Origin of the sequence: Pseudomonas violetae, assembly GCF_023072615.1 — a bacterium.
Classification (GTDB): Bacteria; Pseudomonadota; Gammaproteobacteria; order Pseudomonadales; family Pseudomonadaceae; genus Aquipseudomonas; species Aquipseudomonas violetae.
Genome location: NZ_JAKNRW010000023.1, coordinates 41,625 through 54,008, shown reverse-complemented (window position 1 = coordinate 54,008; position 12,384 = coordinate 41,625). Strand labels below are relative to the sequence as shown.

The following is a 12,384-nucleotide window of genomic DNA, read 5'->3' as shown; positions in this document are numbered from 1 at the left end:
GTTTTATCAGGTGTAGACCCAGAGCACGCGGGTAAGCCGGTCACCAAGATTGCCGTAGCGACAATGGGTGTGACTGGCCAGTTGAAAGCTGTCGCCGGTTCGCAGCGTTACGGGCTGCGCGTCATCGAGCCACAACGTCAGCTCGCCTTCGAGTACGTAACCACCCTGCTCCGAGCTGTCGTTCATGTGCCGCTCGCCGCTGCTTGCCCCTGGTTCCAGCCGGCTCTCGAGCATCGAAAACGAGGCGCGCATTTTCGGCGAGACCAGGATGTCGGTAATGCCATCGGCGTAATACAGGGTGCGACGTTCGTCCGGGCGCGTGACCCAGGGCAGCGCCATGGGTTTGGGCAGGCTGTAGAAATAGGTGGTGGGCACGCCGAGGGTTTCGCTGATGGCCGTCAGGTCTGCCACTGTCGGGCGGGACAACCCGCGCTCGACCTGGGAAAGGAAACCCACCGAGCGGCCGATTTTGTCCGCCAGCTCCTTGAGCGTGTACTTTTTGTGTTTGCGCAGGTCCTGGATCAGGATTGCCAGCGCCGATATCTCTTCTTGCATGTCCATCTGAAGGCTCCGGAAATGGTGCAGTTCACAGGCTGTCGCGCAGTCGATACCAGGCCTTGCCCACGGCTTCCAGCGGCGCGGCCAGGTATTTTCCGCCGGGGAAACGTTCGTTGACCAGGCCTTGATACAATGCAAGGTCGTCGGGCTGGCCCAGTATCGCGTCGGACACCGCGCGGGCGCCCGCCAGTGTCGGCAGCACGCCGTGGCCGGAATAGCCCTGCAGCCAATAGAGTGCTCCCCGGCGACCGATGTCGGGCGTGCGCTTGAGGGTCAGGTCGATATGCCCGCCCCAGGAGAACTCCAGCTCCACTCCCTTGAGTTGGGGAAATACCCGCTCCAGGAAGGGTCGGGTCGCGGCGGCAATGTCCTTGGGCATGCCGCCCAGGTAGGTACAGCCGCCGCCGAACAGCAGGCGGTGATCCGGCGTGCGGCGAAAGTAATCGAGCACGAATTGATTGTCGGTCACGCATACATTGCGCGGCAGCAGTGCGATGGCCTGCTGCTCCGCCAGCGGTGCGGTTGCAACCTGATAGGTACCGACCGGCAGCACGCAACTCGACAGCTGCGGATCCAGTTGATCAAGGTACGCATTGCACGCCAGCACCAGCACATCGGCACGAATGCGCCCACGTTCGGTGGTGACCACATACCCGCCGCGCTCCTGGCGATATTCCAGGGCCTTGCTCTGCTCATGAATACGGCCGCCGGCGCGCTCGATGGCGGCGGCCAGGCCCAGTGCCAGTTTCAACGGGTTGAGGTGTCCGCCCTCGGGATCGAACAGGCCGGCCTGGTAACGGTCACTCGCCACCCAGTTCGGTAACTCTGCCCGGGGAATGAACTGCAAGGCGTCGTGGCCCCATTTGTGGCTGGCCTCGTGTTGCCAGTCCGTGAGCAGGCTTACCCGTCGCGGCATGACCGAGGTCCAGAGATGACCGGGCCGGTAATCACAGTCGAAATAATGCCGACCGGGCAGATCACGCAGTTCCCTCGCTGCCCAGCGCATGCTGTCCCACAGGCGTCGCGCGCGCTCGTGCCCCAAAGCGGCCTCCAGCGGCGGCATGTCGCAAGACCAGCCAAGAATGGCCTGCCCACCATTGCGCCCGGACGCTGCCCAGGCCACACGACTGGCTTCCAGCAAGGTCACGCGCTTGCCGGCCAGGGCCAGGCGCAAGGCCGTGTGCAAACCGCTGAAACCAGCCCCGATGATCAGCACCTCGGTGTCCTGCTCGCCCACCAGCGGATCGCGGTTCACCAGCCGATCGGCGCAGGTGTGGGCGTAATAGCTGGCGACATGCTGAGGGGATTGGTGAAACATGCAGACCTCGTGAAATTTTTTTATCAAAATTTCATGAAAATTTACACATATTATTTCACATTGGCAAACGTTTCAGACCTCCGGCCGCATAGGAGCTCGATGCAGGGAATCAGGCAATCGGGATCAGCGGATCGGCGGCGGCCCAAGCGGTTTCACGATTGGCCGCTGGCGGATAGAACCACTGGGTGTTGATCTGTGTCTTCAGCGCTTTGCCTTCCTGGCGAACCAGTTTGACCTGGCGATCCCACCCTTCGGTGTACACCGCGCCCCAGGCCCCGAGGTCCAGGCAGGTCACGTACTTGGGCTGGCTGTAAGGCGTCGGGGCAACCCCGAGCATTTGCGCGGCGACGTTGTTGCGGGCGTGACGACCAAGGACGATGGCGTGCTGGCAGGTCATAAGGGCGTGGTTGCCGATGTCATCGGAGGCCGCGTAGGCCACATCGCCAGTGGCAAAGATGTCGTCCTGGCCGATCACTTTCAGATGGCTGTCCACGTGCAGGCGGCCCAAGGCATCGCGCTCGCCGGGGATCTGTTCGGTTAACGAGCTGGCATGCACACCAGTGGTCCAGATCACGGTGCTGGTTTCAATGCGCTGCCCATCGGCCAAGGTCACTCCGCTGGCATCGACGCCGGTCACCGACGACTTCAAGCGCCACTCCACACCCACCTCGGCGCTCGCTTCAGCGATAGAAACGCTGATGTCGGCACCCATCGACGCGCCAATTTTCTCGCCGCGATCAACGATGATTACCTTGATGTCCGCCGCGTTACCCAGAATGGCGCGCAGCCGGGCGGGCATCTCAGTCGCCGTTTCAATCCGGGTGAAGCCACCGCCCGCCACCACCACGGTATTGCGCGCGGCGCTGTCCGGTCGGTCGGCGAGGCATTTGAGGTGTTGTTCCAGGCGCACGGCCTGTTCGATCTGGTCGACATCAAAAGCGTGTTCGTTCACCCCCGCCGTGCTCGGTCGCGCCAGACGGCTGCCCGTGGCCAGCACGAGTTTGTCTTAGCTGCACAGCTGCTGGGCGCCCGCCGCATTCCGGTAACCCATATTCGACTGCAAGGAAATACGCGGGCGCTGTGCTTTATTCGAAGGGAATGCGCCCGACTGGGCGCTGGATGGCCACTGTTCAGTGCACGGCGCCATGCTGGTGGCGCAAAAGCGCATGGAAGAAGCACTGGCCCAGCAGACCATTTTTGATCTCGCGAGGAAAGTCGGGCGCAAGGCCCCGGCAGAATTCTCCGAGCAGGTGGACACCTGGATCAATGATCGGCGGGACAGGAAAAGCCCCAGCCCTCAAGGCATACCGCTGACCGACATCAGCGACTGAACACAAGCGCGGCTGAAGACTACAGGCAGTCGCGCACAGCCTGACGCAGTGCACCCGATTTGGCCCAGGGTGGCCCCTGATACAGGGACACGCGACTGCCGTCCTTGTTCTTCACGATATCGAGGATCTCGTCCGCGCTAATCATACCGGGAGCATTGATCCGGTAGCCGTTGGAGATCGAGGCCTGGCGGGTGGCCGATACTTCCTTCTGCCATAACGGCAAGACGCACGCGGCGTACTCCTTGGGCGGCTTCTCGCTGTACTTGCTGACGTTCGGTTCACCCGGCACGACGGAAGCGGGCAACGAGCAACCCGCCAGTGACGCCAGTACGATTCCAGCGATTAGCATCCGCATGAGGCTTTCCTTCGTTTAAAAGGAAAATGTAGCGCGTGGCGGCGCAGACATCCATTCGATACACAAAAGCTCATGATTGCCCGCTCGACTTCCCCCGCAGTGAAAAGGGTCTAGTATTTCGAAACGAAGAATTATTGCAGGAGGTCAGCATGTGGCTTAACGAATCGGAACAGCAACTTCGGCGGGACTTGCAGGGTGTCGCCTCTGACCTGCGCTGGTCGGCAGTCGAGCTTTTGCGCATTGCCGAGCAATTGCTGCAGGCGGGCAACGAGGTGGACGCCAAGGCGGCAAAGCGACTGTGTGAAGTCCTCCAGGGGGATGAAGAACGCCTGGCGCAGTATGCCGTTGAAGTGAAGGCCAAGGCCATCACGCGCAACCAGGCTCACTGATTGGCACAGGTGGAGAGGGAGCGAGCTCCCTCGCCACCGTATGACGGTAAGAAGTTACTGTTTATTTGCCGGTCTGGGCGATCTGTCGCGATAGCCGGGCAAAGAGGCCGCAAAGGCCAATGCCTCTTCCCGACTGGCAAACGCGCCGAGACGGTCCCCTTTGGTGCAGACACGCCAAGGACCATTGTTCACGCTGAGTACGTCGTAACCGTTCATATGCATCTTGTTCAGCATCGGTACACTCATGACAACCTCCATTGCTGCATCGTATCCAGGATTGACCTGTCTACCTTACACCTGCCTCCGGCGATCGTGCTGACCAGACGTCGCGACGTCAGCGATTGCACTTTTACCCCCCTCCCGGGCTCCAACCATCTGAAACCCGCGCTGCACGGCCTGACTATTGCAACTTTATGACATTATTGTGACAGCCCAGCATTTGGATAGAGCATGAAAGTACGCGCAACCGTCATCTGCGAGCAGGACCGCCACGTACTCCTGGTACGCAAGTACGGATGTCGCTGGGCCTTGCCCGGAGGCAAAGTGGAGCCAGGTGAGACCATTGCCGACGCAGCCATACGTGAGCTCCAGGAAGAAACCAGCCTGGGGGTCGACGACCTTCTCTACGTCATGGAGCTGGAGTCAGGCGCTACCTGCCACCATGTGTACGAAGCATCGGTGGTGGATTACGAGGTCGCCCGACCGGCCAATGAAATAGTCGAGTGCATCTGGCATCCACTGAATTCGGTGCACAATCTCAGCACCAACGATGCCACGCTGCGCATCATCAAAGCGTTCCAGCGTCGCCTGTAAGGTTGATCAGTCTTGTGACACTGGCGTTGCAGCCTTGTCGGTCAATACCTCAGCCCTGGTCGCCGCCACCCACCGGCATAATCATGCCGGTAATGTAGGAGGCTTCGTCGCTGGCCAGAAACAGAATAGCGCCAGCCTGCTCATCAAGCGTGCCGTAGCGCTTCATCAAGCTGCTATCGAGCGTCTGGTCGACGATCTGCTGGTACCACACCTTCTCTTCTGCACTCTGTTCGGCACTATTGCGTGGGATGACCCGTGGCGGCGCCTCGGTGCCGCCAGGCGCGGTGGCATTGACCCGAATGCCACGCCCGGCAGTTTCGAACGCCAGGCACGCGGTCAATGCGTTCACCCCGCCCTTCGCCGCACCGTAGGGCACACGGTTGATGCTGCGAGTAGCAATGGAGGAGACATTGACGATCGCCCCACTGCCCTGCTCCAGCATGAACGGCAGTGCGGCATGGCAGCACCACAGCGTTGGAAACAGCGAGCGTCGCACTTCGGCTTCGATCTGTGACGCTTGGTAGTGCTCGAATGGCTTGGCCCAGAGGGTGCCGCCGACGTTGTTGATCAGGATGTCGAGGCGACCGAAACGCTCAACGGCGGCCTGCATCACACGATCGCATTCGCTGTATTGCTCAAGATCGGCGGTCAGCGCAAAGCTGTCCTGGCCCAGTTGCTGTTGCAGCTCGAACACCAGCTCGGAGCGGTCGACCAGGATCAGCCGCGCACCTTCGGCCGCCATGCGTTCGGCGACACGCCGGCCGATGCCTTGGGCGGCGCCGGTGATCAGTGCGACTTTTTCGTGGAATCTGTTCATGTGTACCTCGATACGTCAGATGCGGTTCTGAGCCCTACCGGACGAAACACGTCCTTGTAGGAGCGAGCTTGCTCGCGATGGTGATTAACGATGACGCGGGCAGCCTGGATGCACGCGGCGCTCTGGAGTCCATCGTCGGAACGCCGCCCGGAGCAAGCTCGCTTCTACAGGGTGAGCGGTATGGCTCAGGCCGCGCTGGCGGCGAATTTCTCGTAGTAGAAGTTGACCGGCGCGATGCCTTGTTCACGAATGTATTGGCTGACCGCCTCGACCATCGGTGGCGGGCCGCACAGGTAGACGTCGACGTCACCATCGTTCAAATGCCGTGGTTCGATGTGCTGGGTCACGTAGCCCTTGAGCCGGTGCTGGCTGTCAGGGCTGGCCACGCAGGCGCTATAGGTGAAGTTGGGGATACGCGCGGTGAAGGCTTCAAGGCGATCGAGTTCTACCAGGTCAAAATCATGGGTGACACCATAGATCAGGTGCAACGGATGCTCACTGCCCTGCTCGGCGATCTTCTCCAGCATCGCAGTAAATGGCGCCAGCCCCGTGCCGCCAGCCAGCAGCAATAAAGGGCGACGGATATCGCGCAGGTAGAAGCTGCCCAATGGTCCGGCCAGGCTCATGCTGTCGCCGGCCTTGGCCATGCCGGTGAGAAAACTGCTCATCAGTCCCCCTGGCACATTGCGAATCAGGAAGCTCACTTCGCCATCACGCTGCAGCGAGCTGAAGGAATAGGCTCGGGTCTGCGTACTGCCCGGGACCCCCAGATTCACATACTGCCCCGGCAGAAACGCCAGCTTGCTCAGGGACTCGCCCTTGATCGACAGCACGATGGTGCTGTCGGACAGCTGGCGCACGGCGCTGATGGTTGCTTCAAAACTGGCCTGCCGAGTGCGACAGACATCCGAAGAGGCCGGCACCCGGACCACGCAATCGCTCTGGGCGCGCATCTGGCAGGTGAGGACAAAGCCCTGCTCGGCTTCGTCAGCAGTCAAGGCGTCATCAATGTATTCCTCGCCCAGGTCATAACGACCGGCTTCGGCAAAACACTTGCAGGTACCGCAGGCGCCGTCGCGGCAGTCCAGCGGGATGTTGATGCCCTGGCGGTAAGCGGCGTCGGCCACGGTTTCACCTGGATTGGCGTCGATGAACCGGGTGACGCCGTCTTCGAAATTGAACGCGATGGAATGTGTCATGGCGACGGCCTCACAAATGGTAGACATCAATGACCTGACGAACATAGTCGTTCTTCAGGATCACTTTCTTGGCCTTGATCAGCGGGTTTTCACCGCGCATGTCCAGGGTGTAGAAACTGCTGCCGAAATAGCTGTCGACGGTTTTGTAGCGAAAGCTCAGGGTGTGCCAGTTGAAGCGCACCTTGCAGACACCGTCGGCCTGTTCCAGCAGCTCGATGTTGCTGAGGTTGTGCGAGGTGCGGGTGTCCGGCACGCTGGCGCTGGAACGTTCGGTCTTGATACGGAACACCCGGTCTTCAAGGCCGGTGCGATTGCCGTACCAGATCAGCGAGATTTCCCGCTGCGGGTCTTCGGTCAGTTCGTCGTTGTCGTCCCAGGAAGGCATCCAGAAGGTGGCGTCCGGCGCGTACAGTTCCAGCCACTCATCCCACTGGCGGTCGTCGAGGTAGCGCGCTTCGCGGTAGAGAAAATCGCGCACGCTTTCGTAGGTGATAATCATTGCACGGCCTCCACGTCGATCAGCTTCGCCTGCTCGGCGGCCAGCGCCTTGAGCATGGTCTGCTGCCAGTATTTGTGCTGCAGCACGAACAGGCCTTCGTCCTCGGTGCGCACGCCGCTGAGCAACGGTTGCAGGTCGATTTCCTTCGCGGCGTCATCAGCGCCTTCGACCCAGTGCTCAGCCCCCCGGGACATGTCGTTCCAGGCGGTGACGCTGCCCTGATAACCGGTCTGGCAGGAACGAAACTCTTCGAGATCGTCCGGCGTCGCCATGCCGCTGACGTTGAAGAAATCCTCGTACTGACGAATCCGGCTGGAGCGTGCGTGATCGCTTTCGCCCTTGGGCGCGATGCAGTAAATGGTGATTTCCGTGCGGTTGACCGAAATCGGCCGGGCAATGCGGATCTGCGAGCTGAACTGGTCCATCAGGTACACGTTGGGGTACAGGCACAGATTGCGCGAGTTCTCGATCATCCAGTCGGCGCGCGCCTTGCCGAAGTCCTGGGCGAGCTCGTCGCGGCGCTCGTACAGCGGACGGTCTTCAGGGTTGGCCCAGCGGGTCCAGAGCAGCATGTGCCCCTTGTCGAAGGAGTAGAAACCACCGCCCTGCTTGGCCCAACTGCCGGCACTCATGGTCGGGTTAGTGTCGCCGGCCTCGCGCTGCTTGCGCTGGTTCTGGGTGGCTGCGTAGTTCCAGTGCACGGAGCTGACGTGGTAGCCGTCGGCGCCGTTTTCAGCGGTGAGTTTCCAGTTACCTTCGTAAATGTAGCTGGAAGAACCGCGCAGCACTTCCAGGCCATCGGCGGATTGATCGACGATCATGTCGATGATCTTCGCCGATTCGCCCAGGTGCTCCACCAGCGGGACTACGTCGGCCTTGAGGCTGCCGAATAGAAAGCCGCGATAGGATTCAAAGCGCGCGACCCGGGTCAGGTCGTGGGAGCCTTCGCAATTGAAGCTCGCCGGGTAACCAGCCGCCGCCGGGTCCTTGACCTTGAGCAGCTTGCCGGAGTTGTTGAAGGTCCAGCCGTGGAACGGGCAGGTATAGGAGCTCTTGTTACCGGACTTGTGCCGGCACAGCATCGCGCCGCGGTGACTGCAGGCGTTGATGAAGGCATTGAGCTCACCGTCCTTGTTGCGCGCGATGAAGATCGACTGGCGCCCCATGGTGGTGGTGTAGAAATCGTTTTTGTTGGGGATCTGGCTTTCGTGGGCGAGGTACAGCCAGTTGCCTTCGAAGATGTGTTCCATCTCAAGGTCGAACAGCCGTGGGTCGGTGAACATCTCGCGTTTGCAGCGATAGATACCCTGCTCTGGATCGTCTTCAAGCAGGGATTGCAGGTATTCGGGTCGCAGGGTCATGGCCGCCGCCTCCATTGTTTTTATCAGGCAGGGCCATGCTAGGACGGAGGGGATGGGACGGACTATCCGCAGGGTGCAGACCTGTATCCGATTAGTGCAACCTCAATGCGACACTGATCCTGTGGCGAGGAAGCTTGCTCCCTCGCCACAGGGTCGGGGTTTGCGGTCAATGCCGGCGCTTGAGGGTGTCCGAAGGCAACTCGCCGAACTGCTTGCGGTAGCTGTCCGAGAACCGTCCCAAGTGCAGGAAGCCGTAATCCATCGCTATTTCGGTGACGTTGCGCACGATGCAGGTCGGGTCGCTGAGGCAGGCGTTGACGCGCTCCAGGCGTTTCTGGCGGATGTAGTTTTTCGGCGTGGTGCAGGCGTTGCGTTCGAACAGGCCATACAACGAACGCAGGCTCATGCTGGCCTGGCGCGCGAGTTCCTCGCTGTCGATGTCGTGCTTGAGGTTCCTGGCGATGTAATCGGCAATCGCTTCGAACGTCGCAGCCTGTGAGCCGAGTTCCAGCCGGCTGACATTGGTCTTCATCAGGCTGAGCATCTTGCTGACGATAATCTGCGTGTAGTGCTCCTGCACCCGGGGAATCTGCTCGGTGGCCTCAGCCTCCTGGCAAATCATCGCCAGCAGGTTGACGAAACCTTCCAGTTCATTGAGCTGGTAGCGGTTTTCCAGAAACCGCACGCCCTGCCCCGGATAGCGCCAGCGCTGCTCGTCGCAGACCGACTCGAGCAACGACGCGGGGATCTTTAGGATGAATTTTTCGCAATCGTCGGAGTAGGTCAAATCCACTGGATCGTCGGGATTGATCAGCAGCAACTCGCCGGGGGCGAAGTAATGCTCTTGGGCATGACCACGCCACAGGCAATTGCCGCGCAATAACACTTGCAGATGATAGATGGTTTCGAGCGCGCCGGAGGTGACGCGAACGCTGCCGCCGTAGCTGATACGGCACAGGTCGAGGCTGGCGAATTTGCGATGATTGAGGCTGGCCAGGGGTTGCCCCGCCCGGGGCATCAGGATGCAATGATTTCCGACATGCTGATTGACGTAGCCTGACACCGCGTACGGGTCGGCATGGTCGAATACAGTGCTGCGCTGACTCAACAGTTGCGCGTGCATCATCGGGTCACTCTCATTTTTGTTATAGATGTTCTGGTCATTCTAAAGCAGTGCCGGCACCGATGTACGAGTTGACCGACACATGGGAGTGGGCAAATCCTGTAGGAGCCTGGCTTGCCAGCGATGGCGGCGGCACATTCGCCATCGCCGGCAAGCCGGGCTCCCACACGTTCTGTGGGGATCAGTCTTCGAGTGCGCGAACTCGCTCCATGCGTTGCTGCTCTTGCGGCTGGGCCGAAGACTGCAGGGTGAAGTCGAAGTCGATTTCGGCGAAGCGACCGCTGACACCATAGGCCGCTGCACGAGCCTGATCTTCGCTGAAGGTGATCTTGGCGATCAGTTCGTCACGGGTGGCGTAGGCGAAATCGTCGTGCAGGTATTCATCGCCGTCCAGATTGATCTGGGTGGTCAGGTGACGATGGTCCGCAGCCGAGATGAAGAAATGGATGTGCGCCGGACGCTGGCCGTGACGGCCCAGTTGATCGAGCAGTTGTTGGGTCGGGCCATCCGGTGGGCAGCCGTAGCCGGACGGCACGATGCTGCGCAAGCGATAACGGCCTTCGGCGTCGGTCACGATGCGCCGGCGCAGGTTGAACTCCGATTGGGTGCTGTCGAAGTAGGAATAAGTGCCGCCAGTGTTGGCGTGCCAGACATCCACCACTGCACCCGCCAGAGGTTCGCCAGCGGTATTGAGCACCTGGCCCTGCATGAACAGGGTCACGCCCGGATCCAAGCCGTCGTCCAGACGCGCCTCGAAGTTGGACAAGGGAGCGCCGGCCACGTACAGCGGGCCTTCGATGGTGCGCGGGGTGCCGCCAGCCTTGCCGGCCTGCTCGTCTTCGGCGTCCATCAGCAGATCGAGATAGTGTTCCAGCCCCAGGCCAGCGACGACCAGTCCGGCTTCCTGGCGCGAACCCAGCACGTTGAGGTAATTGACGGCTTTCCAGAATTCTTCCGGCGTTACCGCCAGGTCCTCGATGATGTTCACCGAGTCACGCAGAATACGGTAGATAAGCGCCTTGACCCGTGGGCTGCCGGCATCGTTGTGCAGGCCGCTGGCTTCTTCGAGAAATTGCTGGGCAGCAGCAGTGTGGGAAATCTTGATGTTCATGGTGGTTCCTCATCTTGTAATTATTAGCGTAGCGAACTGAACAGGCTGGGTTCAGCGGTCATCCTCGCGAATCGACGAAGGATGCCGGCACATCGCGGTGACTTCGATCGCCATGTACGGGTAAAGCGGCAGTTGCATCAGCAGGTCGTGCAGTTCCTGGACACTGTCGACGTCGAACACGCTGTAGTTGGCATACAGCCCGGCAATGCGCCACAGGTGACGCCACTTGCCCTGGTCTTGCAGACGCTGGGAAAAGGCCTTTTCGTCAGCCTTGAGCTTGGTGGCCAACTCGGTATTCATATCGACCGGCAGGTTCACGGTCATCTTTACGTGGAACAGCATGATGCACTCCTCAGACTTGATGAAGAACAGTGGAAGACTTGTCGCGACGGAAAAACGCCAGGCGCCCTTCGTCCAGATTCAGGCCCAGGCCCGGGGTGGTCGGTACGTGCAACTCGAAATCGCGATACTCCAGCGGTTCGCTGAGGATGTCTTCGGTCAGCAGCAACGGGCCGAACAACTCGGTGTCCCAGGCCAGCTTGTTCAGCGTGATAAATGCCTGGGCCGAGGCCATGGTGCCGATCCCGCCTTCGAGCATGGTGCCGCCGTACAGGCCGATGCCCGCCGCTTCGGCAATGGCTGCGGTCTTGAGCACTGCGCGCGGGCCGCCGTTCTTGGCGATCTTCAGGGCGAAGATCGAAGCGGCGCCCTCACGGGCCAGATTGAAGGCATCTTCCACGCATTCGATGGATTCGTCGGCCATGATCGGCGCCGGGCTCATGGCGTTCAGGCGCACCATGCCGGCGCGGTTGTTGCGCGAGATCGGCTGTTCGATCAGGTCGATACCGTTGGTACCGAGGATTCGGCAGGCACGGATGGCCACCGCTTCGTCCCAAGCCTGATTGACATCCACCCGCACGCTGGCGCGATCACCCAGGGCTTTCTTGATGGCGATCACATGCGCCAGGTCGCGATTGACTTCACCGGCGCCGATTTTCAGCTTGAAGATGCGGTGGCGGCGCAGGTCGAGCATCTGCTCCGCTTCGGCGATGTCCTTGGCGGTATCTCCACTGGCCAGGGTCCAGGCCACTGGCAGCGCATTGCGTACCCGACCGCCGAGTAACTCACTGACCGCCAGGCCCAGGCGTTTGCCCTGGGCGTCGAGCAAGGCCGTTTCAATACCTGATTTGGCGAAAGTGTTGCCACGGATGCAGCGCTCCAGGCGCAACATCGCGGCATTCACATTGGCGCTGTCCTGGCCCAGCAGCAGCGGCGCGAAGTGGCGGTCGATGTTGGTCTTGATGCTATCCGGGCTTTCGTTGCCATACGCCAGGCCACCGATGGTGGTCGCTTCGCCGATACCTTCTATGCCGTCGGCGCAACGCACGCGAATGATCACCAGCGTCTGGTTCTGCATGGTGTGCATGGCTAACTTGTGCGGGCGAATGGTCGGCAGATCGACGATGATCGTCTCGATCGATTCAATGGCTGTTGCAAGCATTTCGATACC

14 protein-coding genes and 2 pseudogenes are annotated in these 12,384 nt (G+C 60.7%); 3 read left to right on the top strand and 13 right to left on the bottom strand.

Annotation, left to right across the window (positions count from 1 at the left end; translation table 11 throughout):
• Nucleotides 1–6: 6 nt before the first annotated feature.
• From L9059_RS21755 to L9059_RS21745, 3 genes and pseudogenes are all read right to left on the bottom strand, one after another.
• A complete protein-coding gene (locus tag L9059_RS21755; protein ID WP_247292957.1) occupies nucleotides 7–561 on the bottom strand; it encodes a helix-turn-helix domain-containing protein in 555 nt (184 codons plus the stop codon).
• Between the two features lie 25 nt (nucleotides 562–586).
• Nucleotides 587–1,876, bottom strand: a complete 1,290-nt coding sequence (locus L9059_RS21750) for an NAD(P)/FAD-dependent oxidoreductase (protein WP_247292956.1) — start codon at nucleotides 1,874–1,876, stop codon at nucleotides 587–589.
• A gap of 109 nt (nucleotides 1,877–1,985) precedes the next feature.
• Nucleotides 1,986–2,924: pseudogene (locus L9059_RS21745) on the bottom strand (NAD(P)/FAD-dependent oxidoreductase); the annotation flags it as partial.
• A gap of 1 nt (nucleotide 2,925) precedes the next feature.
• On the opposite strand from L9059_RS21745, the pseudogene L9059_RS21740 reads away from it, so the two are divergent.
• Nucleotides 2,926–3,207, top strand: a pseudogene (locus L9059_RS21740) (RrF2 family transcriptional regulator); the annotation flags it as partial.
• A gap of 19 nt (nucleotides 3,208–3,226) precedes the next feature.
• Here L9059_RS21740 and L9059_RS21735 read toward each other — a convergent pair.
• A complete protein-coding gene (locus L9059_RS21735) occupies nucleotides 3,227–3,562 on the bottom strand; it encodes a hypothetical protein (protein WP_247292955.1) in 336 nt (111 codons plus the stop codon).
• Between the two features lie 149 nt (nucleotides 3,563–3,711).
• Between L9059_RS21735 and L9059_RS21730 the strand changes: the two genes are divergently transcribed.
• On the top strand, nucleotides 3,712–3,951 hold the full coding sequence (locus L9059_RS21730) for a hypothetical protein (RefSeq protein ID WP_247292954.1): 240 nt from the start codon (nucleotides 3,712–3,714) through the stop codon (nucleotides 3,949–3,951).
• A gap of 54 nt (nucleotides 3,952–4,005) precedes the next feature.
• Here the strand turns inward: L9059_RS21730 and L9059_RS21725 are convergent, their stop codons facing one another.
• Nucleotides 4,006–4,197 carry an SPOR domain-containing protein gene (locus L9059_RS21725; protein ID WP_247292953.1) on the bottom strand — a complete coding sequence of 64 codons (192 nt, stop codon included), beginning with the start codon at nucleotides 4,195–4,197 and terminating at the stop codon, nucleotides 4,006–4,008.
• Between the two features lie 204 nt (nucleotides 4,198–4,401).
• Between L9059_RS21725 and L9059_RS21720 the strand changes: the two genes are divergently transcribed.
• Nucleotides 4,402–4,764, top strand: a complete 363-nt coding sequence (locus tag L9059_RS21720) for an NUDIX hydrolase (protein ID WP_247292952.1) — start codon at nucleotides 4,402–4,404, stop codon at nucleotides 4,762–4,764.
• Between the two features lie 49 nt (nucleotides 4,765–4,813).
• Here the strand turns inward: L9059_RS21720 and L9059_RS21715 are convergent, their stop codons facing one another.
• The 8 genes from L9059_RS21715 to L9059_RS21680 all read right to left on the bottom strand — a co-directional run bounded on the left by L9059_RS21715 (nucleotide 4,814) and on the right by L9059_RS21680 (nucleotide 12,375).
• A complete protein-coding gene (locus tag L9059_RS21715; protein ID WP_247292951.1) occupies nucleotides 4,814–5,581 on the bottom strand; it encodes a 1,6-dihydroxycyclohexa-2,4-diene-1-carboxylate dehydrogenase in 768 nt (255 codons plus the stop codon).
• A gap of 185 nt (nucleotides 5,582–5,766) precedes the next feature.
• Entirely contained in the window at nucleotides 5,767–6,780 is a 1,014-nt protein-coding gene (gene benC, locus L9059_RS21710; RefSeq protein ID WP_247292950.1) for a benzoate 1,2-dioxygenase electron transfer component BenC, read from the bottom strand.
• Between the two features lie 10 nt (nucleotides 6,781–6,790).
• On the bottom strand, nucleotides 6,791–7,279 hold the full coding sequence (benB, locus tag L9059_RS21705) for a benzoate 1,2-dioxygenase small subunit (protein WP_247292949.1): 489 nt from the start codon (nucleotides 7,277–7,279) through the stop codon (nucleotides 6,791–6,793).
• Complete coding sequence (gene benA / locus L9059_RS21700; RefSeq protein WP_247292948.1) at nucleotides 7,276–8,640, bottom strand: benzoate 1,2-dioxygenase large subunit; 1,365 nt, start codon at nucleotides 8,638–8,640, stop codon at nucleotides 7,276–7,278. The genes benB and benA overlap by 4 nt, the downstream gene beginning before the upstream one ends.
• A 166-nt stretch (nucleotides 8,641–8,806) precedes the next feature.
• Entirely contained in the window at nucleotides 8,807–9,766 is a 960-nt protein-coding gene (locus tag L9059_RS21695; protein ID WP_282615575.1) for an AraC family transcriptional regulator, read from the bottom strand.
• A gap of 178 nt (nucleotides 9,767–9,944) precedes the next feature.
• Nucleotides 9,945–10,874 carry a catechol 1,2-dioxygenase gene (gene catA, locus L9059_RS21690; RefSeq protein WP_247292947.1) on the bottom strand — a complete coding sequence of 310 codons (930 nt, stop codon included), beginning with the start codon at nucleotides 10,872–10,874 and terminating at the stop codon, nucleotides 9,945–9,947.
• A 51-nt stretch (nucleotides 10,875–10,925) separates the two neighbouring features.
• Entirely contained in the window at nucleotides 10,926–11,216 is a 291-nt protein-coding gene (catC, locus tag L9059_RS21685) for a muconolactone Delta-isomerase (RefSeq protein WP_247292946.1), read from the bottom strand.
• 10 nt (nucleotides 11,217–11,226) lie between these two features.
• Nucleotides 11,227–12,375, bottom strand: coding sequence for a muconate cycloisomerase family protein (locus tag L9059_RS21680; RefSeq protein WP_247292945.1), 1,149 nt, complete (start codon nucleotides 12,373–12,375; stop codon nucleotides 11,227–11,229).
• Nucleotides 12,376–12,384: the final 9 nt, after the last annotated feature.